Annotated in this window: 22 protein-coding genes, 4 tRNA genes and 1 pseudogene; 10 read left to right on the forward strand and 17 right to left on the reverse strand. The window is 64.6% G+C overall.

Annotated features, from left to right (window positions below; all coding sequences use genetic code 11):
- Positions 1-131: 131 nt before the first annotated feature.
- Positions 132-208, reverse strand: a tRNA-Arg gene (locus tag ACESMO_RS10085).
- Between the two features lie 54 nt (positions 209-262).
- Positions 263-568, reverse strand: a complete 306-nt coding sequence (locus tag ACESMO_RS10090; protein ID WP_372708029.1) for an ETC complex I subunit — start codon at positions 566-568, stop codon at positions 263-265.
- A 339-nt stretch (positions 569-907) separates the two neighbouring features.
- Here ACESMO_RS10090 and ACESMO_RS10095 point away from each other — a divergent pair, with 339 nt between their 5' ends.
- A complete protein-coding gene (locus ACESMO_RS10095; RefSeq protein ID WP_372708030.1) occupies positions 908-1,111 on the forward strand; it encodes a hypothetical protein in 204 nt (67 codons plus the stop codon).
- Positions 1,112-1,126: 15 nt separating this feature from the next.
- A pseudogene (locus tag ACESMO_RS10100) lies at positions 1,127-1,520 on the forward strand (VIT1/CCC1 transporter family protein).
- Positions 1,521-1,529: 9 nt separating this feature from the next.
- Here the strand turns inward: ACESMO_RS10100 and ACESMO_RS10105 are convergent.
- The 8 genes from ACESMO_RS10105 to ACESMO_RS10140 all read right to left on the reverse strand — a co-directional run bounded on the left by ACESMO_RS10105 (position 1,530) and on the right by ACESMO_RS10140 (position 6,838).
- Positions 1,530-1,606: transfer RNA gene (locus tag ACESMO_RS10105), tRNA-Pro, on the reverse strand.
- A gap of 53 nt (positions 1,607-1,659) precedes the next feature.
- Positions 1,660-2,133, reverse strand: a complete 474-nt coding sequence (locus ACESMO_RS10110; protein ID WP_372708031.1) for a DUF192 domain-containing protein — start codon at positions 2,131-2,133, stop codon at positions 1,660-1,662.
- Positions 2,134-2,161: 28 nt separating this feature from the next.
- On the reverse strand, positions 2,162-2,728 hold the full coding sequence (locus ACESMO_RS10115) for a cold-shock protein (RefSeq protein WP_372708032.1): 567 nt from the start codon (positions 2,726-2,728) through the stop codon (positions 2,162-2,164).
- 108 nt (positions 2,729-2,836) lie between these two features.
- On the reverse strand, positions 2,837-3,298 hold the full coding sequence (locus ACESMO_RS10120) for a hypothetical protein (protein WP_372708033.1): 462 nt from the start codon (positions 3,296-3,298) through the stop codon (positions 2,837-2,839).
- 80 nt (positions 3,299-3,378) lie between these two features.
- A tRNA-Glu gene (locus tag ACESMO_RS10125) sits at positions 3,379-3,453 on the reverse strand.
- A 77-nt stretch (positions 3,454-3,530) separates the two neighbouring features.
- Positions 3,531-5,333, reverse strand: coding sequence for a single-stranded-DNA-specific exonuclease RecJ (gene recJ, locus ACESMO_RS10130; RefSeq protein WP_372708034.1), 1,803 nt, complete (start codon positions 5,331-5,333; stop codon positions 3,531-3,533).
- Between the two features lie 10 nt (positions 5,334-5,343).
- On the reverse strand, positions 5,344-6,318 hold the full coding sequence (glpX, locus tag ACESMO_RS10135) for a class II fructose-bisphosphatase (RefSeq protein WP_372708035.1): 975 nt from the start codon (positions 6,316-6,318) through the stop codon (positions 5,344-5,346).
- A gap of 61 nt (positions 6,319-6,379) precedes the next feature.
- A complete protein-coding gene (locus ACESMO_RS10140; RefSeq protein WP_372708036.1) occupies positions 6,380-6,838 on the reverse strand; it encodes a hypothetical protein in 459 nt (152 codons plus the stop codon).
- Between the two features lie 78 nt (positions 6,839-6,916).
- Between ACESMO_RS10140 and phaC the strand changes: the two genes are divergently transcribed.
- Complete coding sequence (phaC, locus tag ACESMO_RS10145) at positions 6,917-8,884, forward strand: class I poly(R)-hydroxyalkanoic acid synthase (RefSeq protein WP_372708037.1); 1,968 nt, start codon at positions 6,917-6,919, stop codon at positions 8,882-8,884.
- Entirely contained in the window at positions 8,881-9,261 is a 381-nt protein-coding gene (locus ACESMO_RS10150; protein WP_372708038.1) for a hypothetical protein, read from the forward strand. The genes phaC and ACESMO_RS10150 overlap by 4 nt, the downstream gene beginning before the upstream one ends.
- On the opposite strand, the gene msrB is transcribed toward ACESMO_RS10150, so the two are convergent.
- The 5 genes from msrB to rplM form a co-directional block, all read right to left on the reverse strand.
- On the reverse strand, positions 9,249-9,746 hold the full coding sequence (msrB, locus tag ACESMO_RS10155; protein WP_372708039.1) for a peptide-methionine (R)-S-oxide reductase MsrB: 498 nt from the start codon (positions 9,744-9,746) through the stop codon (positions 9,249-9,251). The genes ACESMO_RS10150 and msrB overlap by 13 nt on opposite strands.
- Before the next feature lie 69 nt (positions 9,747-9,815).
- On the reverse strand, positions 9,816-10,772 hold the full coding sequence (argC, locus tag ACESMO_RS10160; protein ID WP_372708040.1) for an N-acetyl-gamma-glutamyl-phosphate reductase: 957 nt from the start codon (positions 10,770-10,772) through the stop codon (positions 9,816-9,818).
- A gap of 258 nt (positions 10,773-11,030) precedes the next feature.
- The gene (locus ACESMO_RS10165; RefSeq protein WP_372708041.1) at positions 11,031-11,300 is read right to left on the reverse strand and encodes a hypothetical protein; all 270 of its coding nucleotides are present in this window, start codon (positions 11,298-11,300) and stop codon (positions 11,031-11,033) included.
- A gap of 58 nt (positions 11,301-11,358) precedes the next feature.
- Positions 11,359-11,892, reverse strand: a complete 534-nt coding sequence (rpsI, locus tag ACESMO_RS10170) for a 30S ribosomal protein S9 (RefSeq protein ID WP_372708042.1) — start codon at positions 11,890-11,892, stop codon at positions 11,359-11,361.
- A gap of 2 nt (positions 11,893-11,894) precedes the next feature.
- A complete protein-coding gene (gene rplM / locus ACESMO_RS10175) occupies positions 11,895-12,371 on the reverse strand; it encodes a 50S ribosomal protein L13 (protein ID WP_372708043.1) in 477 nt (158 codons plus the stop codon).
- Positions 12,372-12,792: 421 nt separating this feature from the next.
- Between rplM and ACESMO_RS10180 the strand changes: the two genes are divergently transcribed.
- Positions 12,793-14,211: an alkaline phosphatase PhoX gene (locus ACESMO_RS10180; protein ID WP_372708044.1), complete on the forward strand. Its 1,419-nt coding sequence runs from the start codon at positions 12,793-12,795 to the stop codon at positions 14,209-14,211.
- Here the strand turns inward: ACESMO_RS10180 and ACESMO_RS10185 are convergent.
- A complete protein-coding gene (locus tag ACESMO_RS10185) occupies positions 14,180-15,247 on the reverse strand; it encodes a COX15/CtaA family protein (protein ID WP_372708045.1) in 1,068 nt (355 codons plus the stop codon). The two genes, ACESMO_RS10180 and ACESMO_RS10185, sit on opposite strands and share 32 nt — an antisense overlap.
- A 135-nt stretch (positions 15,248-15,382) precedes the next feature.
- On the opposite strand from ACESMO_RS10185, the gene ACESMO_RS10190 reads away from it, so the two are divergent.
- Together ACESMO_RS10190 and ACESMO_RS10195 are read left to right on the forward strand one after the other, a co-directional pair.
- Entirely contained in the window at positions 15,383-15,634 is a 252-nt protein-coding gene (locus tag ACESMO_RS10190; protein ID WP_372708046.1) for a transglycosylase, read from the forward strand.
- On the forward strand, positions 15,631-15,843 hold the full coding sequence (locus tag ACESMO_RS10195) for a DUF2842 domain-containing protein (RefSeq protein ID WP_372708047.1): 213 nt from the start codon (positions 15,631-15,633) through the stop codon (positions 15,841-15,843). The genes ACESMO_RS10190 and ACESMO_RS10195 overlap by 4 nt, the downstream gene beginning before the upstream one ends.
- Positions 15,844-15,908: 65 nt before the next feature.
- Here the strand turns inward: ACESMO_RS10195 and ACESMO_RS10200 are convergent.
- Positions 15,909-15,984 (reverse strand) — tRNA-Pro (locus ACESMO_RS10200).
- Positions 15,985-16,108: 124 nt separating this feature from the next.
- On the opposite strand from ACESMO_RS10200, the gene ACESMO_RS10205 reads away from it, so the two are divergent.
- The 3 genes from ACESMO_RS10205 to ACESMO_RS10215 form a co-directional block, all read left to right on the forward strand.
- Positions 16,109-17,386, forward strand: a complete 1,278-nt coding sequence (locus ACESMO_RS10205) for a tyrosine-type recombinase/integrase (protein ID WP_372708048.1) — start codon at positions 16,109-16,111, stop codon at positions 17,384-17,386.
- 196 nt (positions 17,387-17,582) lie between these two features.
- On the forward strand, positions 17,583-19,109 hold the full coding sequence (locus tag ACESMO_RS10210; protein ID WP_372708049.1) for a hypothetical protein: 1,527 nt from the start codon (positions 17,583-17,585) through the stop codon (positions 19,107-19,109).
- Between the two features lie 702 nt (positions 19,110-19,811).
- A partial coding sequence (locus ACESMO_RS10215) for a VapE domain-containing protein (RefSeq protein WP_372708050.1) occupies positions 19,812-21,996 on the forward strand: 2,185 nt, incomplete at its 3' end.

Genomic DNA, 21,996 nt, shown 5'->3' on the forward strand with positions numbered 1-21,996 from the left:
TGGACGCCAGTTGCCTGCCTGATTGCCGTGCCTTGCCTGCTCGCATTCCGCGCCTCGCGTCATCTTGCCGGACCCCGCTGGTATCAGCCTTAGAGGCTTTCGGAGGCTGAGCCGCAAGCCCACGGACGGCGTGGCGCGCCCTGCAGGACTCGAACCTGCAACCGCTCGCTTAGAAGGCGAGTGCTCTATCCGGTTGAGCTAAGGGCGCCCGTAAGCCTCGGCTCAAGTAGCGCAAGGTGCGGCAGCCGCAAACATGGGATGGTCAGTGCGTCCAGGGTTGTTTGCGGAAGGTGGCGAAATTGTCGGCATAGGCCTTGATGATAACTGGCGGCTCCTGCGGCTTGTGCAGGCGGAACGGGATGCCGTGACGCTCCGCATAGGCCACCGCTTCGTCCTGGGAGTCGAAACTCAGCCGCACCTGTCCGTTCATGTCGCTGGAGCTGGTCCAACCCATCAGCGGATCGATGGAGCGCGCCGAAGCCGGCTCGAACTCCAGCCGCCAGCCTCTGGACGAGGCCTTGCCGGACTGCATCGCTGTTTTGGCGGGGCAATAGATGCGGGCGAGCATGATGGACCTCGGGCGACAACGGACCGGGAGGCCGCGTGCCGATCAAATAGCGTCCGGTCCGCGCGGGGTCCAGCGGCGGCGCCCGACTTCCCGTCCGGGGGATTGCGTGAAATCAAGGACGTGGGGGCGGTCGGGTCTCAGGACGGCCGAGTTCAGCAAAGGGAATCGCCGTGGTCACCCCGTTTCAGCGCTTCAGTCCACGCCAACTTTCAGCGGCCTGTCGAACGCCCTTCATTGGCTGATGCTGATCCTGCCGGCGGCCGTCTGCACCTGCATCGCGCTGCGCGAACTCTACCCTCGCGGCAGAGAGTCCGCGAGGGGCCCAAGACCTGGCATTTCGTGCCTGGCTTGTCGGTCTTCACCCTCGTCTGGATCCGACGGGCGGCGACGAACGAGGGGCTGGCCGAACAGATTGAGGATTTGCACAAGACGATCGGCGAGGTCGGACACCGGCTGATCGGGCTGAATGCCGCAGCACCCCTGTTCCATCATGTCGTGCTCCGCGACGGGACTGTTCGGCTTATGCCGCCCGGCCGGCGCTGACCGGCGATACCGCTTATGAGCCGCCTCGAACGCCATCCGGAACGCCACCTCGTCGCCCGCATAGGCTGGCTGCGCCGCAGTTCTGTGCGCCAACGACGGCCTCGTCGCTATGGCCGGCCTGGTGGCCGGGGCGATGTCGTTGGCTGCGGGCGAATATGTCTCGGTCAGTTCCCAGTCCGACACCGAAAAGGCCGACCTTTCCCCTGATCGTGCTTCTAATGCCACCGATGAACGGGCTGATGATCTGGGTCGGCGTCATCGCCCTGGCCGGCCTGATGGGGCTCGGCGCCTCGGGGCTATGGCGGGCGGCGCCAATGTACCCCGCTCAGTGTTGCCCGTGGCCTATTGGGGGGTGATCGCCATGGTCGCCGTTGCGGGCATCGGTCGGCTTTTCGGGGCCGTGATATAGCGGTCACACTGGTCGGGGCGAGAGGATTCGAACCTCCGACCCTCTGGTCCCAAACCAGATGCGCTACCAGGCTGCGCCACACCCCGATCCAGAGGCGGCCTATTGCCACGCGCCGCCCTCGACCGCAACGCGCCTCGTCCTATTCCGCGAAGAAAGGATGACCGACCCTGTCGCCGGCCTTGGCACCGATCTCCGCCGCGCGCCCAGCCCGCAACTCCAGCACGCCGCTGGCGGGTCCATTGGAGGGGATAATGTCATCGGATTGCGGCTTGGCGTTAGGAGCGATCGAGACGATCCTGCCGCGCGGGTCGATGTAGATAATGTCCAGCGAACTGGGCGTGTTGTGCATCCAGAAACCGCGCTCGGTCACGTCCGGAAACTGGAACAGCATGCCGCGGTCGTCGGGCAGCGGATCGCGGAACATCAGCCCGCGCTGGCGCTCGGTCTCGTCGTCGGCGATCTCGACCATGAATTTATGCTCGCCCGACGCCGTGGTGACGGTCAGCGCCTCCAGAGGTTCGCCGTTGGGTCCGGTCTGTCCGCCCGCGACCGCGCAACCGGCCACAATGAACAAACCGGCGATGCCGACGAGAATAGCGCGACGCGTGGACATGACAGTCACCCTGTTTAGGACGGACTGACTATCCGCCCGGCCTGATTTCAGCGACCACCAGGCCCTTGGGACCCTCGGCGAACCGCACCGAAACCGCTTCGCCCCGCAGGAGTTCGTCCAGCCCGCAACGTCGCAGCGTCTCTACATGCACGAAGATATCGCCAGGTTCGCCTTCGCGCACCACGAATCCGTAGCCCTTGGTGCGATTGAACCATTTGACCACCGCCGTCTCCATGGCGTCGTCGCCTTCTTCCACGCCCCCGCGCTCGCGCCCGTGCTGTCTCGGAACGTCCCAACCGACGCGCCGTGGCGAGATCACCGCCGCCTCCGGGTCGCCGACGCCGAGATCATGAACCTCGGTGACCTGCCAGCCCTTGGGCCGGCGGACGCAGTCGCAGCTGATTTCGGCACCTTCCGTAGCCGAGTCGCGACCGCTGTCGCGCAGGCTGGAGACGTGCAGCAAGACGTCTTTCTGGTCAGTCAGTTCGGGCTGGTCGGGCACGATGAAGCCGTATCCCTTGCCGGGATCGAACCATTTGACACGGCCGGAAACTCGCACCGCCGTCGCCAACTCAACGCCCTCGTAATCAGACACTGCCGTCCCCCCGTCCGCGATCCATGCAGACGGTTCTTGTTTAACACAGTTACGTGAACGCCGGAAAAGCGAAAATCATCATTTCTATCTAGAAATCGCAAATTTTGTTCAGGACTGCTTGTCAGGCCCGTTGAACAATAGCTGAATCTTGCGCGCGCGATCGGCGTACCGACAAGGTTTGCCGATGAAGGCGTATCCCCGCCCTTCCTCGCGATGATCCCGCGCCAGGTCCGCCCCGCCGCTTGTCAAAGGGATCGATAAGCCGAGCCTCAAACGTCTGATCTCGCCAGCCAGGGCGATGCCGTTCATCTCGCCGGGCGTGACAATATCGCTGAACAACAGATCAAACGTGATGCCCTCGCGCACCGTCTCGATGCCCTCGTCCGCGGTCCCGACGGAGACGACCCCATGCCCGCACTCGTTCGGGCTCGCGGCGCCGACGTCCATGACATTGACGTCGTTCTCGACCATCAGGTTCGTCCGGCCGACCTCGACGGCCGAATCCGATTCCCGTGCGCATACCGTTTGGGTTGGCTGCCTAAAAACCGGGTCTCCGTCACCGTCCGGCAAGCAGACATAACGGGGCAAAGGCGACTGGCCCAAAAGGGTCGGCTTCACATTCGATGACGGTGAAGGGGAATGCCCCGCGCTGGCAGTCCCTAGGGGAGTCGAACCCCTCTTTTCAGGTTGAAAACCTGACGTCCTAACCGATAGACGAAGGGACCACTACGCGGGGAGCGGGCGATATAGCCGCCGATTTCAAAGGGTGCAACCCCCCGAAACCTCGGCCATGGACGCGGGGTCAAGCCATGCACGGATCGGCGACGTCCTCGATCTCGAACTGCACGCCTCGTCGACCGTTCCAGTCATCGGCCTTCAGCCGCCCGACCACGCTCAGTCCCCCCTGCCCCGACAACAGCGCCTTGCCGGACGGCATGTCGGCGCAGCGCCAGGCGATGGCCTTGACCGCGGCACCGTCGGCCACGACGAGCCGGCACCGCACATGGCCGCCGTTCATCACCACGCCCTCGCGCGCCGCCACATGCTCCAGCGCGAACAGCGGTTCGGGATTGGCAGGTCCGAAGGGTGCCAGCCGCTCGAAATCCTCGAACAGGGCGCGGGTGGCCGCGCGCGCGTCAATCAGGGCGTCGATCTCGACCACGTCCATGGCTTCGGCAGCGGCCTGCTCTCCGGACATCTGGTCGATCAGGAAATCGCGCAGCCGGTCGATGTCGCCCGTCCGCACGGTCAGGCCCGCCGCCATGGCGTGACCACCCCCGGCGACCAGCACCCCCGTTTCCCACGCCGCCTGCACCGCCCGACCCAGATTCATGCCGGGTTGCGAGCGCCCGGATCCCTTGCCTATACCGTTGACCGCATCCACGCCGATGACGACCACCGGCTTGCGCCAGCGTTCTCTCAGCCGCCCGGCGACAATGCCGACCACGCCCGGATGCCAGTCCTCCGCCGCGATCACCACGACGGCCGATCCGTCCTTGTGGGCGCCCGAGGCCTCGACCAGACGCGTCGCCTGTTCGGTCACCTGCCGCTCGACCTCGCGCCGGGCGACGTTCAGCGCGTCCAGCTCCTGCGCCAGCGCATGGGCCTCTTCCGGGTCGTCGGTGGACAAGAGTCGGGCGCCCAGGTCGGACTTGCCGATCCGCCCCCCGGCGTTGATTCGCGGCCCCAGGATAAAGCCCGCATGGTTCGATTTGGCCGGCCCCGGCTCGACCCCCGCCGAAGCCAGCAGCGCCCTCAGCCCCGGATTGCTCCAGTCGGACATGACTTTCAGGCCAAGGCTGGTCAGCGCCCGATTGAAGCCGGTCAGGCCGGTCACGTCGCAGATCGCCCCCATGGCCGCTAGATCCAGCCACTGGCGGATGTCCGGCTCCTTGCGATCCGCGAACAGACCCCGTCCCCGCGCTTCGCGGTTCAGCGCCGCCAGCAGCACGAACACCACGCCCGCAGCGGCCAGATTGCCCTGCCCCGAGTTGCAGCCCGGCCGGTTCGGATTGACCACGGCGGCGCAGACGGGAGGATGCTCGCGCATCATATGGTGGTCGATGACCACGACCTTCAACCCGATCGCGGAGGCGTGGGCCACCGCCTCATTGGCCGCCGCGCCGCAATCAACGGTGATGACCAGATCGGCACCTGACGCTTTCAGCGTGTCGAAGGCCCGCGCGCTCGGCCCATACCCCTCGGTGACCCGGTCGGGCACGTAGATCGGCAGGTCCGCGCCCATGGCCCGAAACCAGCGCACCAGCAGCGCCGCGCTGGACGCGCCGTCTACGTCATAGTCGGCGAAAACGTGGATCGCCGAACCCGCCTGAAGCCCGTCGATGATCGCGACCGCCGCCGCATCCATGTCCATGAAGCTTGACGGATCGGGAAACAGGGCCTTCAGCGTGGGGTTCAGGAAGTCCGCGCCCTGATCCGCGCCGATGCCGCGCGCCGCCAAAGCCCGCGCCATCGGTTCGTCCAGAGAGAGGGTCTGCATGTGCGCCCGGATCAATCCGGCCTCGGCCGGTCTTTGCCGCCAGGCTCGCCCGGACAGCGAGCGGGAGACGCCCAGAAACGCGGGCACGCTGCCGCCGTCCGCCATCAGCCGACCCTCATGACATCGGCCGCGTCGTGCGGATTCGCTGCACGGTCCGGGTCGAGGAGTCCATCACCAGCGTATGGGTCGAGACGAAGCCGTCGCGCACCAGCACCCCGTCCAGCATGGCCCCCTTGGTTACACCCGTGGCGGCGAAGATAGCGTCCTTCGACACCAGTTCGTGCAGGTCGTATTTACGGTCGAAATCGGTCACGCCGGTCTTCGCCGCCCGCGCTCGCTCGTCGTCGTTGCGAAAGATCAGGCGGCCCTGGAAATGGCCGCCGACGCACTTAAGCGCGGAAGCCGCCAGCACGCCCTCCGGCGCCCCGCCCGATCCAAGATAGAGGTCGATGCCTGTTTCCGGCTCGGCCGTATGAATCACGCCGGCCACGTCGCCGTCCGTGATAAGCATCACCCGGGCCCCGACCTCGCGCAGGGCCGCGATCAGCTCGGCATGGCGCGGTCGATCCATGACGCAGACCGTGATGTCTTCCGGCTTGACCCCCTTGGCCGAGGCCAGCGAGCGGACATTGTCCTGAGGCTTCATGTCCAGGTCGACCGTGCCGGGCGCGAAGCCCGGGCCGATGGCGATCTTGTCCATATAGGTGTCGGGCGCGTGCAGCATACCGCCGCCCGGCGCCATCGACAGCACGCAAAGCGCGTTGGCCATCGCCTTGGCCGTCAGGGTCGTGCCTTCGAGCGGGTCCAGGGCGATGTCGATGGCCGGACCTTTGCCGGTGCCGACCCTCTCACCGATGTAGAGCATGGGGGCCTCGTCCCGCTCACCCTCGCCGATGACGATCTTGCCGTCGATATCCAGCGCGTTCAGCGCCGTGCGCATGGCGTCGACGGCCAGTTGATCGGCGGCCTTCTCGTCGCCGCGGCCGATCTGGGCCCAGCTGGCAATGGCGGCCAGTTCGGTGACCCGGACGGCGTCCGCGGCCAGAGTCGACGCATATGGGGTCGAGGCGTGAGGGGCCTTGTCGGCCATGACGTTCTCCTGATGCGATAATCCCCGGATTCTGTCGTCCGGGCTACGTTCGTTTGGGGGGTTAGCGACGATCCACCGGCGGTGGCGCGCGACCGCGCTCCCGCGCCCGGCGGACGAAGGCGTCGATCTCCGCCTGGGTTTCCTGCGTCACTGGCGAGACCGCGACCGAATCGACCCGCGCCCTGACACCTGCGGCGAAGACGGCGGGATCGTCGGTCAGGGTCCAGTCGATGCGCGAGACCTCCCCGGCCAACGCGCCGCCCGTAACCCTCAGCGTGTTGACCTGCGCGGCGATCGCCATCGGCTCGGGGACGGGATCGACGGAGCGAGGAAAGTCGGCCCAGCGGGGGTATTCGCGATTCGCGTCGACCAGGGCCTGAACCCTCGGCGCAACCGGCGAAGTGGCGTCCGTGACAGGATCGTACAGGCCGGCACAGGCCGACAATGCGCCCGTCAGCAGGACCGCCGCCGTCATCGCTGCGATTTTCTGGATCGGCGCGTTCATATCAGGGGCGGTCATATGCCATGATCGCGACAGGCGGAAGGGCGCGCGCGACCCTTTGCGACCAATCCTGACGATCTCCGGAGCCTTCTCCCCATGGCCAAGCGTCCGACACTCCCGCCCGCAGACCCGGCACCGCGCGCGCCCCGCAAATCCGGTCGGCCCACCTCGGCCAAGCCGCCCCGCCCCCGCGCCGCAAAGGCCGACACCAAGGCTGCGGAATCCACCGGACAGCCCGCGCCGGAACCGAAACCCGCGCCCGCGCCCCAACCCGCTCCCGCCTTCGCCTTTCCCGGCACCGAACAGCGCCAGATGCTCGAAACCCTGTCCATGAATCTCGCCAAAGCCGCCATGACGGCTCAGTCAGCCATCGCCGAGGCCGCCCTGTCGCAGGCCGACCGCCCCGCGGCGATGTCGCCCGACCCGTTCAACGTCGGCCCGGCCATGAATTCCATCATGACCAGCCTGGCGTCGCGCCCGGACAAGCTGTTCGCCGCCCAGGCCGACCTGTTCAACCGCTACATGGACCTGTGGGCTTCGACGACCCGTCGCGCCGCCGGCGACGAGACGCCCACCGCACCTTCAAGGGACAAGCGGTTCCAGGATCCCGCCTGGTCGGAAAACCCCGCCTTCGACGTGATGCGTCAGTCCTACCTGGTCACCTCGGACTGGATGAACGGCCTGGTCTCCAGCGTCGAGGACGTCGATCCCCTGACCAAGCGCCGCGCGGAGTTCTTTACCAAGCTTCTGACCGACGCCTTCTCGCCTTCCAATTTTCTCGCCTCAAACCCGGTCGCCCTCAAGGCATTGGCCGAGTCGAACGGCGAATCGCTGGTCAAGGGGATGCAGAATTTCGCCGCCGACATGGAACGCGGCGCGGGCAAGCTGAAGATCAGCCAGGCCGACTACGGCAAATTCGTCGTCGGCGAGAACGTCGCCACCGCCCCCGGCCAGGTCGTCTGGCGCGACGAGCTGTTCGAGCTGATCCAGTTCGACGCCGCCACCGACAAACAGCGCGCCATACCGCTGCTGATCTTCCCGCCGTGGATCAACAAATTCTACATTCTGGACCTGCAGCCGGAGAACTCGATGATCCGCTGGCTCTCGGCCCAGGGTTTCACCGTCTTCGTCTGCTCATGGGTCAATCCGGACAAGGACAAGGCCGGCTTCGGCTTCGACGACTATCTGGAAAAGGGCATCTACCGCGCCGTCGAAAAGGCGCTGGAGCAGTCCCAGGCCGACCACATCAACACCGTCGGCTACTGCATCGGCGGCACATTGATGGGCGCGGCCCTGGCCCATATGGCCGCCAAAAAGGACGACCGCGTCTCCGCCACCACCTTCTTCGCCGCCCAGCACGATTTCGCCGAGGCCGGCGACCTGCTGCTGTTCACCGACGAGCACTGGCTGAACGAGGTCGAGCAGCAGATGGACGCGGCCGGCGGCGTCCTGCCCGGTGCGGCCATGGCCGAGACCTTCAACGCCCTGCGCGCCAACGACCTGATCTGGTCGTTCTTCGTGTCCAACTATCTGATGGGCAAGTCGCCCCCGGCCTTCGACCTGCTGTTCTGGAACGCCGACCAGACCCGCATGCCCAAGACGCTGCACATGGACTATCTGCGCTCCATGTACGGCCAGAATCGCCTGGCGCGGGGCGAGTTCACCATCGGCGGCCTGAAGGTCGACCTGTCGAAGGTGACCATCCCGCTCTATTTTCAGGCCAGCCGCGAGGACCACATCGCGCCGATGAACTCGGTCTATCGCTCGGCCCGCGCCTTCTCCAACGCGGCGGTGACCCTGACCCTGGCCGGCTCAGGCCATATCGCCGGTGTGGTCAATCCGCCGTCGGCGCACAAGTATCAGCACTGGATCAACCCCGCCCTGCCCGCCACGCTCGGGGAGTGGCAGGCAAATGCGCAGGAGCATCCCGGTAGCTGGTGGAAGCACTGGGCCGAATGGCTGCATGACAGGTCGGGCGACTGGGTCCCTGCCCGCGACCCCAAAAAGGGCCCGCTATCGCCGATAGAACCGGCACCCGGGTCCTATGTGAAGGTGAAGAGTTGAAGCGTCTCGAACCCAATCTGCTGCTGGCGATCACCACAGGCTTCGCCCTCGGCCTCGTCACTCTCACCGCGAGCGTCTATGGCGCAGGTGAGCCGCTGCGGAACCTGTTGCTGGCGGTGATCTGTTCGGCCGGGTTCGTGCTGCTGAACCCGGTGCTGCTGCGGATGATGAAGATCACGCCCCGCCCGCCGTCAATCCATCCCGATAGCCCCGGAACTGCGGTCTGGGCCGCCCTGTTCCCGATGATGGTGACCGTCTGCGCCGCCATCCCGGTGTTCTGGCCCGGGGCCGACTATGGCCTGCTGGTCATCATCGCCTCAGTCTGGTTCGGCGTGACGGTAGAATCAGCGATCAAGGCGAACCGTCAGGCCGGCTGAAACTTCAGCGCCACGCCATTGTTGCAATAGCGCTTTCCGGTCGGTCGCGGACCGTCATTGAAGATATGGCCCTGATGTCCCAGGCAGCGGGCGCAGTGGTATTCGGTGCGCGGAAAGCCGATTGCGAAGTCGCGCTTGGTGCCGATGTTGGCGGCGATCACGTCATAGAAGCTGGGCCAGCCGGTTTGGCTGTCGTATTTCCATTGCGACCGGAACAGCGGCAGGTCGCAGCCCCGGCAGAGGAAGCTCCCGAGTCGGTTCTCATTGTCCAGCGGGCTGCTGCCGGGCCGTTCGGTCGCCTCGCGCCGAAGTACGTCATAGGCCGCGCGTGGCAACCGCTCGCGCCACTGGGCATCGGTCAGGCGACGGAACGGCGAGTTGGCATATTGCGCCTGCGAGGCGTCGGCGTCGCCGGGCGAACAGGCGGAGACGGTGACCGCTCCGACTGTCGTCAGCAGCGCGCGGCGGGAGAGGGCTTGGGTCATGGGACGATATACGTCGGGAGAGCGGCTGAGGTTTCAAGCTCATTGCTTCTCGCGCACGTGGGGGAAGGGTCACTCCAGCCCCGTCTCCTCATCCAGCCCCAGCATCAGATTAAGGTTCTGCACGGCAGCTCCGGACGCCCCTTTGCCGAGGTTGTCCAGCAGGGCCACCAGCCGGACCTGCTCACCCCCCCGGTCGCCGAACACATGCAGCCGCATTGTGTTGGTCCCGTTCAGCCCCTCCGGATCGATGCCCGTCATGGCCTCGGTCGTCTCCAGCTCGACCACCTCGACGAACCGGCAGTCTGCATAGGCCTCGGCCAGCGCCCCGTGGACCACCTCGACCGACGGCGACCTCGGCAGGGGCCCCAGATGCAGCGGCACCTCGACCAGCATCCCCTGCCGGTAAGCCCCCACGGCCGGGGCAAACAGCACCGGCCGCTCCAGCCCGGCATGCAGCGTCATCTCCGGCACATGTTTGTGCGTCAGCGACAGGCCATAGGCGCGGTACGCGCCACTCTTCGTCACCCCCGGACTTGATCCGGGGGCGGCCTCGAACTCCGCGATCTTCGCCTTGCCGCCGCCAGAGTAGCCCGACACCGCATTGACCGTCACCGGCCAACCCGCCGGGATAATCCCCGCCGACACCAGCGGCCGGACCAGGCCGATGAAGCCGGTCGGATAGCAGCCCGGGTTCGACACCCGCGTCGCGCCCGCGATCTTCGCCCCTTGTCCCGCCTTCATCTCGGCAAAGCCGTATGTCCAGGCCGGATCGACCCGATACGCCGTCGAGGCGTCGATCACCCGCACCGCCGGATTGTCGATCATTGCCACGGCGTCGATGGCCGCCTCGTCGGGCAGGCACAGGATCACGGCGTCGGCGCTGTTCAGCGCCTCGCGCCGCGCCTCGACGTCGCGCCGCCGGTCACCGAGCAGGATCAGCTCCAGATCGCCGCGCGCCTCCAGCCGCCGCAGCACATCCAGCCCTGTCGTGCCCGCCTCGCCGTCGATGAAAATTATATGGGTCATCTCAACTCCACCCCTCTCCCAATGGGAGAGGGCCTGAGCGCACGACCGCAAAGCGGTCGTCCTTGCGCGAAAGGGTGAGGGTCGCCCCTCTCTCAGTCGGCTTAAGCCGCCGCTCCGACCTTGCCGCGGCTTGCGCCGACACAACCATCCGACCCTCATCCGGTCCTCCGGACCACCTTCTCCCAATGGGAGAAGGAAACACGTCGCGGATCTCCAGCCCCGTGGGGCCAGCCTCGCCGTCGATGAAGAGGGTGTGGGTCATAATTGGCTTCGATAGATGGTCAGCAGAGCCACGGCGCGGTCGTAAGCTCCAAAAACGAAAATCCCAATGAGCACGGGGATCAAGAGACCGGCCAGCCACACTTTCATCGACCGTTTGAGCCTTCGCTGTTCAGGGCTTCTGACAATTGGATCCAAGTCTCCATCAGAAAACAGCCTCCACAGAACGGACGAAAACCACACGGCCAAGGCGACCGATGCGATGAGCCAGAAGCTATTCGAGACGATGAGAAGGATGGTGACCGCCAAAGAAAAAGGGCGCTCCGGTTTCCCGAAGCGCCCCCATCCATACCGTAAGTGAAACGGCTTAGCGCTTCGAGAATTGGAACGACTTGCGGGCCTTGGCGCGGCCGTATTTCTTGCGCTCGACGACGCGGCTGTCGCGGGTCAGGAAGCCGTGCGGCTTCAGGACGGGGCGCAAGCCCGGCTCATAGTGGGTCAGGGCGTGAGAGATGCCGTGGCGGATGGCGCCGGCCTGGCCCGACAGGCCCGAGCCCTGCACGGTGCAGTCGACGTCGAACTGGGTCAGGCGGTCGGTCACTTCCAGCGGCTGGGCGATCATCATGCGCAGGATTTCGCGGGCGAAATACTGCAGCTGATCCTTGCCGTTGATGGTGATCTTGCCCGAGCCGGGCTTGATCCAGACGCGGGCGATCGCGTTCTTGCGCTTGCCGGTCGAATAGGCGCGGCCTTGGGCGTCCAGTTTCTGGACATAGACCGGGGCGTCGTTGTCCGAAGACACCGTGCCGAGGCCACGCAGGGCGTCGAAACCGGTCGCGGCGGGGGCGGCATTGGCGGCGTCGTTCTCGACGACGGGCGTTTCAGCAGTCACGTCGGTCATGCTCAGACGCTCCGGGTGTTCTTGGAGTTGGCCGACTTGAAGTCGATCGTTTCCGGCTGTTGGGCTTCGTGGGTGTGCGCGGCACCGGCGAACAGTCGCAGGTGCGTCATCTGCAGGCGAGCCAGCGGGCTCTCCTTGGGCAGCATGCGCTCGACGGCCTTTTCAAGGACGCGTTCCGGGAAACGGCCGTTCAGGACCTTCTCGGGGCTGGTCGACTTGACGCCGCCCGGGTGGCCGGTGTGACGATAGTAGATCTTGTCGGTCAGCTTCTTGCCGGTGAATACCACCTTGTCGACATTGGTGACGACGACATGGTCGCCGCAATCGACGTGCGGGGTGTAGTCGCCGCGGTGCTTGCCGCGCAGACGGTTGGCGATAAAGGTCGCGAGACGGCCCACCACGACGCCTTCGGCGTCGATGTGAATCCACTTCTTCGTGACCTCGGCCGGCTTCAGCGCGACCGTGGTGCTCTTCAGCATTTCAAGGGTCCTGGGAGACGAACGGTTTGCTCCGCCCGGAAGGTCGGGAGGAACGGAAGCGCGCTGATAGAGGATGGGGGCGTTGGGGTCAATGGCAGTTCACTGCGGAAGTGGCGCGTAGTGCGCTGTATTCAAATCGTATTTTGAATACGGTATTAAAATACCCTATAATTCTGTCACGATCTCAAGCCTAGCCGGCAGAGACCCGGGACCCAGCGGAGCGCGATACCACGACCCTGTCGAAAACACCGTCGTCGGACAAAGCCCGCCTGAACAGATCGCCTTCGGCGCTCCAGGACGACGATAGCGGGTGGGTCGTGACCTTTCGTCACGTCGATGCCGCATGCCTCCCCCGTCACAGAACCATGATGACGGCTGTTGCCACCGTCGGCATAATCGCCCTTCATTCGCGGAGCTCCCCATGCGCCTTCAACGTCGTGAACTGATCGCCGGCTCGGCGACCGCGCTCGCCTTCACGGGCCTGGCCCGCAATGTTTACGCCCAGACGGCCCGCGGGGGCGCTGAAGCGACCTACGTCAACGAGGTCGTCGGCTATGGCCCCCTGCTCCGCGACGCGAACCGCCTGCTCGATCTGCCGGAAGGCTTCACCTACGAGGTCGTCTCTCAAAGCGGCGACACCATGGACGACGGCCTGTTCGTGCCCGGCCAACCCGACGGCATGGCCTGTTTCCCGATGGGCGGCTCCTACGTCGCGCTTGTGCGCAATCACGAACTCAAGGGCAGCAGCGCCCTTCACCGCAACCTCGGCCCAGGCGGCTTTCATCAGGAGCGGATCGGCCTGCTGGACCCGGCGCGCGGCTATGACACTTACAAGGACGGTCGCCCCCTCCCCGGCGGCACCACCACGGTCATCTACGATCTAGCGAGCCGGAAGACCGTGCGCCAGCACCTGTCACTGGCCGGCACCTCGACCAACTGCTGCGGTGGCCCGACGCCCTGGGGCAGCTGGCTGAGCTGCGAGGAGACGGTCGAGAACCCCGCCAGCGCCGACGTCGCCAAGGCCCACGGCTATGTATTCGAAGTCCCGGCCGACGCTCCCGGACTGGTCGACCCCGTGCCGCTCAGGGCAATGGGGCGCTTCGATCATGAGGCGGTATGCGTCGATCCCCGCACCGGCATCGTCTATCTGACAGAGGACCAGACCGACGGCCTGTTCTACCGCTTCATCCCCAAGACGCCGGGCAAGCTGGCCGAGGGCGGCAAACTCCAGGCCATGGGCTTCAAGGGCAAGCCGGGCGCGAACTCCGCCAACCACGACGCCCGCGAGTGGGCCGTGGGCGACTGGCGCGAGGTCGTCTGGATCGACGTGGATGACGTCGAGAGCCCCAACGACGATCTTCGCAAGCGCGGCCATGCCGACGGTGCCGTCCTGGTCGCGCGCGGCGAGGGCATCTGGTTCGCGGAGAACGAGATGTATCTGACCGCCACCTCGGGCGGCCCACTGAAGCGCGGCCAGATCCTGCGCTACGTGCCGTCGCCGAACGAAGCCGCGCGAGACGAGGCGCGCCGTCCCGGCCGTGTCCAGCTGTTCGTCGAAAGCGCCGACCTGAAGACACTGAATATGGGCGACAACATTATGGTCGCCCCTTGGGGCCATCTGATCGTCTGCGAGGACAACTATTCGGACGCCACCCGCAACCATCTCAAGGGCGTCACCCCGGACGGCAAGGTCTATACGATCGGGCGCAACGTCTTCACGGGCAACGCCGAGTTCGCCGGGGCGTGTTTCTCGCCCGACGGCGAGGTGATGTTCGTGAACATCATGTACCCCGGCATCACTTTCGCGATCAGAGGACCCTGGACCTCGGTCCAGACGTAAACAGCCGCAGCTGCGACCGCCGCACCAGCCACAGATTGACCGTGGCCGCGAGCAAAAGCAGCGCCGCCCCGGCCTGGTGCAATACGCCCATCCACAGCGGCACGACGTTGATCAGGGTCACAACGCCCAGAACCGACTGAAGCCAAAGCGCCGCCGCCACCGTGTAGGCTCCGGCTCCCAGCCCTTGCGCCAGTCGCCACCGCCAGGCCTGCAGTGCATAGACCGTGCCGCCGATCAGCAGGACATAAGCCATGATCCGGTGGTTGAACTGCACCAGCGCCCGGTCGTGCAGGAAGGCCAGCCCGCCCATACTCCACTCGACCGGTGCCAGAACCGCCCCGTTCATCAACGGCCAGTCCGTATAGACGAAGCCGGCCTTGGCACCTGCCACCAGACCGCCCAGCAGGCACTGGAAAAAGACCGCGCCCAGCAGGATCGCCGCGCCCCGGCTCCAGCCCGCCGGCGACCGCGAACGCTCCTCTCCGTTCCACGCTTCCAGCCCGGTCCAGATCAGGCCCATGAAGATCAGGAAGGCCAGACCCAGATGCGTCGTCAGCCGCTCCGGCGCGACATCGACCCGCTCCGAAAGACCGCTGGACACCATCCACCAGCCGATCAACCCCTGAAGGCCACCCAGACCCAGCAGCACGACGCACCGCGCCACAAGCCGACGCGGAATCTCGCGCAGGGCCAGAAAGACCAGGAACGGAAGGGCAAAGGCGACGCCGATGAACCGCCCCAACTGCCGATGCGCCCACTCCCACCAGAAGATCGTCTTGAACGCCTCCAGCGTCATGCCCGCGTTGACCTCGGTGTACTGAGGGATGGCGCGATATTTCGCGAACGCCTCGGACCAGTCGGCCGCGTTCAGCGGCGGCACGGCCCCCATCAGCGGTTTCCACTCGGTGATCGACAGCCCCGATCCGGTCAGGCGCGTCGCGCCGCCGACCACGACCATGGCGAACACCAGGATCGCCACGACGAACAGCCATATCGCCACGGCCGGGCTTCGATCACTTACTCCAAAACGCTTCATTCGACGCCCGCCGCTCCGCTCGCTACACTGATCCGGCCGGGACTGGTCCGGCGTCGGAACGAGCGATATGCCCCCCCCCGGCGGCGAGCGCGAGTCGCATTTCGGCGTCGCATCGCCGCAACCCTGGAGACGTTCTTGCAGTACGCCGACATCGTCATCGCCGTCCTCGGTGCCTTCACGCTGGCCTGGTTGGCCGACATGCTGACCGGCCGACGCGGCCTTTTCGCCACCTCGCTGGTGTCCGGTGTAGCGGCCATGGCCGGCTGGTTCCTGTCCGTGCGCGTCTTCGCCGTGGCGACTATGGACGGATGGACCTGGATCGGCTGGAGCTTGGCGGCCTCGGCCATCGCCCTGGCGACCTTCTTCCTGTTCCGGAACAAGCGATGACCTTGGGTGTACGGACGCGCCGCTTCATCGCCACTCTCGGGACGATCGCCTTCCTGGCCTTCTACGTCTGGGCTGTCGTCGCCATCGGCGACCGCCTGCCCGAATCGATGTGGATCGATCTGGTCTTCTACGGCTTCGCGGGCATCGCCTGGGGCGTGCCGCTGATTCCGCTGTTCAGCTGGGCCGAAGGCGGCGCGGGCAAGAAATAGCGCCGGAACGACAGAGGGGCCACCCGAAAGCGACCCCTCTAACCAACCGTCTTCATTGAGGAAGATGGTCGGAGCGACAGGATTCGAACCTGCGACCCCTTGACCCCCAGTCAAGTTTTACAGCCCGCCAGTACTGCCCCCCCCTCTCTCATCCGACTAAGCTTCTCACTTATTGGCGTTTTTCGTGATACCGTGTTTCCCTTGTGCGCATGGGGTTGCCCCCGTCCGTGGCGACACGGTGGCGACTGGGTGTTGGGGTAATAAAATGGGATTGGTATTTATCGAGCGACGGTCCGTCGCTCGCCTCGCCAAGGAGGCACCCGCCACCGTGCATTATGACGAGAAGCTAACCGGATTTGGAATCCGCGTCGGGATCACCGGATCGGTCTCTTACTTCATCGAGTATCGCCCGGGCGCTGGTGGCAGGCGGGTTCAGAAGCGACGCCTTGTCATTGGAAAGGAGTCGCCGGTGTTCCGCGCCGACATGGCGCGCGCCAAAGCCGAGAAGCTCCTGAGTGCAGTAGCCCTGGGAGACGATCCTGCCGTCGAGCGGAAAGCGCTGAGAGAGGCTGCAACCGTCAACGAGGTAATCGAGCACTATCTGACGCACAAAATCGAGCCGACCAGAAAAGCCTCAACCGCAGCCATTTTCCGCGGGCACTTCGCGAAGCACTTAGGCCCGGCTATCGGCAGCCGAGTGCTCATAACTCTCACCAGAGCGGACATTACCCGACTGCATCGCAAGATCGGGGCGGACAAACCAGTCACCGCCAACAGGATTCTAGCCCTCCTCCACGCGGCTATCGAATATGCGCGTTCTGACGGGCTTGTGCCGGACGAGTTGGCCAATCCAGTCAAGGGCATCGATCGATTCCGCGAAGCGGGGCGAGAGCGCTACCTGAATGAGCAAGAGTTGCGGAGACTCGGCGCGACCCTGCGCTTGGCCGAAACCGACGGCCTTCCATGGAAGATCGACGAAAGCAAGAAGAACAAGCACTTGGCCCGGCCGGAGAACCGGCGCAGCCTCATTGACGCGGGAGCGGTGGCGGCAATCCGTCTTCTGTTGCTGACCGGCTGCAGGCTTCGTGAGATCCTTCATTTGCGCTGGGATGACGTCGACTTGATTCGGGGCATCGCGCTTTTACAAGACTCGAAGGTAGGTCGGCGCTCAGTCATTCTCGGTCAGGCTGCCGTTGGGCTGTTGGCAGATTTGCCGAGAAGCGCCGACTACGTGATCCCGGGGGCGCTGCGGCGGAGGCCAGATGGCGAATTAATCAACGCGCCGAGGACGGACCTTAAGAAGCCATGGGCCCGAGTTCAGGCCCATGCAAGGCTGGAAGGGGTCCGTCTTCACGATCTAAGGCACAGCTTCGCGGCGACGGGCGCGGGGTCGGGCCTTGGCCTTCAACTTATCGGGAAGCTGTTAGGGCACGCATCCCCATCCACCACGCAACGCTATGCGCATCTGGCTGATGATCCCCTCAGGCGCGCATCTGATCACGTGTCGGCGACCCTGCTTGCCGCGTTGGATGGTCGCTCGTGACCTGCCTGAGCTCGGGGTGGTTGGCGGTCGCCGACGCCGAATGGCAAGCAAGGGAAGCGGTTTTCGGCGTCCGGGCTCCGAGCCATAAACAGCAGCGCAACGCTCGTTTGTGGTTCGATCCACTAAGCCGGCCATCCGTTGCGATCTCAGCTCAACTTAAGTTAGCGCACGGCCTTCACTCCCGAAGGGTGGCGAGGTGAACTGCGCCGACCCAGCGCCCTACGACAGACGGAAGGTGATCTCCGGACCCGAATGGTTAACGGCCGCGGAAGAGTACATCGACCGGATCTTAGCCCATCTAACGATCCCGCCGGCGGCCCGGGAAGCGATGGAAATTCCTCCTGGCACCCCGCCTAGGCCGGGGCCTTGGCGCGCGGTCGCGCTTACGCCTGTCACTCCGGAGATCGTAGAGGAAGTTGAACCCCAGCGACTGATTTGCTTCATCGACGACCCCGAGGCACGCGTCTTCGTGGCGGCAGGGCCTGGCGAGGAAGAGACGTGGGTCCGAGAAGTGGGGACGCGTGAGCACTCCTTTGCCGCCACGGGGGTTTCGCGAAAACGACGCATCTTGGTTGAGCTTGTCGAGCGCCGCGATGCGCTTTCGGATTATGACCCGTTCCTTTTCTTTCAAAGGGCTTCAGAATGCCGCGCGCTATTTCATCGCGATGTTGCAGAGCGATGTGCGGACTGGTGGGTGACCCTGGGACTACAACTCCCTACGGAAATACCTGAACACGCGTGGATATCGTTTGTGTCAGATTCCCTGATCGACCGCGCAAAGATCAAACCAATTAAGCGCTCTTTCCCGCGGGCGGGTGCCCGGACCAAGGATGGTGAGATCGATGATCTTCGTCTACGCGGCTACTCCCTTAGTGCCGCGGTAGAGACTGTCTACGCCAGCGAGGCGGAAACCGCAGCCGCTAGCCGCCGCGGAACGACCGCCGCTGGATTCTTCGCTGACAAGCGACGCGACTATCGGAACCGGTTCTATGATCGGCGCGGTGAATCTTTCGATGCATTCAGTCCCGAGCTACGCTCGGTCCTCGACCGCGAAATTCTCCGAAGTCATGTTGAGGCCGCTGTCGCCCAGTGGCCGATATTCATGAGGGATCGTCACTGGGTGCACGAGTGCAACCGCGTCACGGGACATTTCGTCGATCAGGCACAGGACGCCCTGCGCGACCTCGACCACCTTTGCGAGGACGATGAGGAGAGAAAACTAGCGCAGCAGGTCGCCGGCGATCTCCTTCGGGCCTGTCGGGCAATGCAAGGATTAAGCGACTACAGCGCTCTTGCGGTGTGTTTCCCTGAAATTTATGAAGCCATATGGCGCGGACGGTCGACGACGAACACATCCCTGTTGCTCCTTACTGCGTTGGCTAATTACGTGTGCGAGGAGGACCGTCAGGTGATCTCTCACCTCTCTGGGTTCCTGTCGGCGTTCCGCAAAATGGTGGATGCGCTAACGACCAAGCATACGGCGGTTGAACGAGGCGGGCCCGACGGTAGTGATGTCGAAGCCCGATTGCGGACTTTGGATGCTATGGGGAAAATGAGGTTAGTTCCCCTCTTTGTATGCGCTCACTCAAGCGCGGTGCGCCTTGCGACTGGGGCCTCGACCATGGAGGACCGAACGAACCTCTTGGCCCGGGCAGCATCTTCCCTAGGAGAGCGATGGGAGATTGCAGTCCGTCCGGACACCAGTTTTCCCACAGCGTTTTAGCCCCCGCTTCAGCGAACATGCGCATTGCCAATCAAGGCATGGAGCAACTCTATGGAACCGCTAGCAATCCCTGTCGCTGACGTTGCCCGGATGTCGGGCCTTTCGATTAGCTACCTCAATCGCCTCCGCTGCTATCAGCCCCACAGCAGCCCACCGTTCTTCAGACAGGGGCGCCGGGTACTCTACCCTGTTCGCGGTGTGGGTGACTGGATCGCCGAACGCACCGCTGCCACCCAGGTTGATCTAGGGATCGCGTCATGAGCCGCGTCACCCAGACCATCAGAATGCCGGGCAACAGTCCGACTAGAGACGAAATCGCTGAGGCGCTGGCGTCGGATCAGGACGCGATGAAGATCGAGCCGCCTTTGTGGGTCCTGGCCCTGATTGGGCTAGGACACCGCTGCTGCGCGGAGCGGTACTCTGGCCGAACGCTTAGCGAGTTGCCCTGTGCACCGAACAGCTAGATCAACCCGGTGGAGCCGGTGGAGCCGGTGGGGCCGGGAACGTGAACGCTACTGGATCCAGCTCGGGATGGAGCGCAAACTGGCTCATCGCTGGTCTCTAGCCGAGGAGCGGGTCCGCATGAGGATGGCCGTGCTGGCGGGTGACGACCTGGCTGAGCTCGTGACGATTATAGTCACGCCCGCCGGCCAACTCGATTTCGATTTCGACGAGCTTCTCTAGGTACATTGGAGACGACCCATGGCCGATACGGCCGTTTCCAGCCGCGCTGATGCGTTGGCTGAACGATCCCCGCTGCCCTCGCCGACCCTCGACGCCATCCGGCCGATGGTTGAGGCGGGCGTATCCGTGCATTGGCTTAGGCGACGCTCCAAGGCACCCGTCGATTACGGCTGGCAGTTGGCCGAGAGCCTGTCTTTCGACCGGTTGAAGGCGACGTGGTCGCGGGACTTCAATGTTGGTGTCCGACCCGGTGAATACAGCCACACCGCCGGCGGCTACCTGCATCTGATCGACCTGGACATCCGCGACGCGGCCCAAGCCGATGCAGCGTGGTCCTGGCTCCTTTCCCGGTGGCCCGAGGCCCGGTCAGCCCCGTTCGTCATCAGCGGATCAGGGGGCGAAAGCCGCCATATCTACTTCTTCACCGACCGCGCGTTTCGATCACGCAAGGTCGCCCGGTCGCCCGGCTTCTCACTCGTCTTCGATCCGAAGAAGGACAGAGAAGTCAAAAAGCATGACTGGGAGATCGAGGTCTTCGGGACACGCAAACAGGTCGTTCTGCCGCCGAGCATCCACCCGGAAACCGGACTGCCTTACGGATGGGGCCGCGAAATCGAGTGGGACATTCTCTCCCTCGGAATCGGACCCATCGTTGACGCCGACACCGTAGAATCATGGGGCGTCACCGAAGACGACCTGAACATCGACGACGACGACCTGTTTCCACTGGTCAAGGCGCGGCCGATGGGCCTGTCCGAAACCGAGATCGGGTCCACCCTCTCCGATCTACCCGAGGACTGGGTCGAGGACCGGGATTGCTGGCTGCAGGTCGGCCAGGGGCTGCACCATGAGTACGGTGGCAGCGGTAGCGGCTTCGAGCGGTGGTGTGAGTGGTCCAAGGGCTCATCGAAATACGAGGCCAAGGATCAGGCGGCAGTCTGGAAGTCCTTCAAGGGCGCCAAGAACCCGGTTCGCATGGCGTCCCTCATCAAAGCAGCCGGGGTCGCCCGTCTTGAGCGCGCCCACGCCGAGTTCGACGACGAGGATGATTTCCTGACCCTGCCGGGGACCGCCGTGGCCATTGTGCCTGTGAGCGCCACCCTGTCGCCGCTCGATGACTTCCTCTCACTCTCGGACGCCCCTACTCCCCCGCCGATCGCGCCGGGCGCTCGTGTTGCGCCTGCCTTCGACCCGGAATGGCGCTCGAATCTGCAACTGAGCGAAGAAGGCCAGATCAAGGGGACGCTCCACAACGTAGAACTGATCGTCGGCAACGACAAACGGTTCAGGGGGATCGTCGGGCTGAACGAGTTCACACAAGAGATCCGACAAATCGGCACTCCTGGCATCTTCAGGATGAAGAAGGAATCCCCCAAGCCGGTGCGCCAGTTGGACGGAGTCCTCTGGAAAATCCGAGACCCAGTCAACGGACAACTCTGGTCGGACAGCCATGACATCGCCATTCGCCTGATCCTGGAAACCCCGGATCGTCAGGGCGGGTATAGCCTCAAGACCACCGACCGCGACCTGATGAGCGCGATCAACCGAGCCGCGCAAGGAAACCGATTCCACCCCGTCCGGGACTATCTGACCCGTCACAAATGGGATGGGGTCAACCGCGTCGAGCGTCTGTTCGTCGACTACATCGGAGCAGAGGATAACGCCTATCATCGCGAAGCCGCGCTGCTGTTCATGGTCGGGGCAGTAACCAGGATCTTCGAGCCCGGTCACAAGTTCGACTTCGTACCGATCCTTGAGGGGATACAGGGTGTCCGCAAGTCGACCTTCGTCTCAACCCTTTCACAGGGCTGGTTCGCCGAACTGGAGGGCGACTTCCACGACAAGAAGGGCATGGTTGAGCAGATGGCCGGCGCCTGGGTGATCGAACTCCCTGAGTTGCAGGGCTTCTCGAAGGCCGAGGTGACGACGATCAAGGGTTTCGTCAGCCGGACCACCGACAAGGTTCGCCTCGCCTATGAGAGACGGGCTGCGGAGTTTCCCCGCCAGTGCGTCTTCATCGGTTCGACCAACGAAACCGAGTACCTGCGGGATGCAACGGGTGGCCGACGATTCTGGCCAATCGCGGGGACCGTGACGTCGATCGACACCGACCGACTCGAGCGCGAAGTCGACCAGTTGTGGGCCGAGGCAAAGGCGATGTACGACGCCTGGCGACAGGAGCAGCCCCACGGTCGGCTGCCGC

Source organism: Brevundimonas sp. (genome assembly GCF_041688735.1).
Lineage (GTDB): Bacteria > Pseudomonadota > Alphaproteobacteria > Caulobacterales > Caulobacteraceae > Brevundimonas.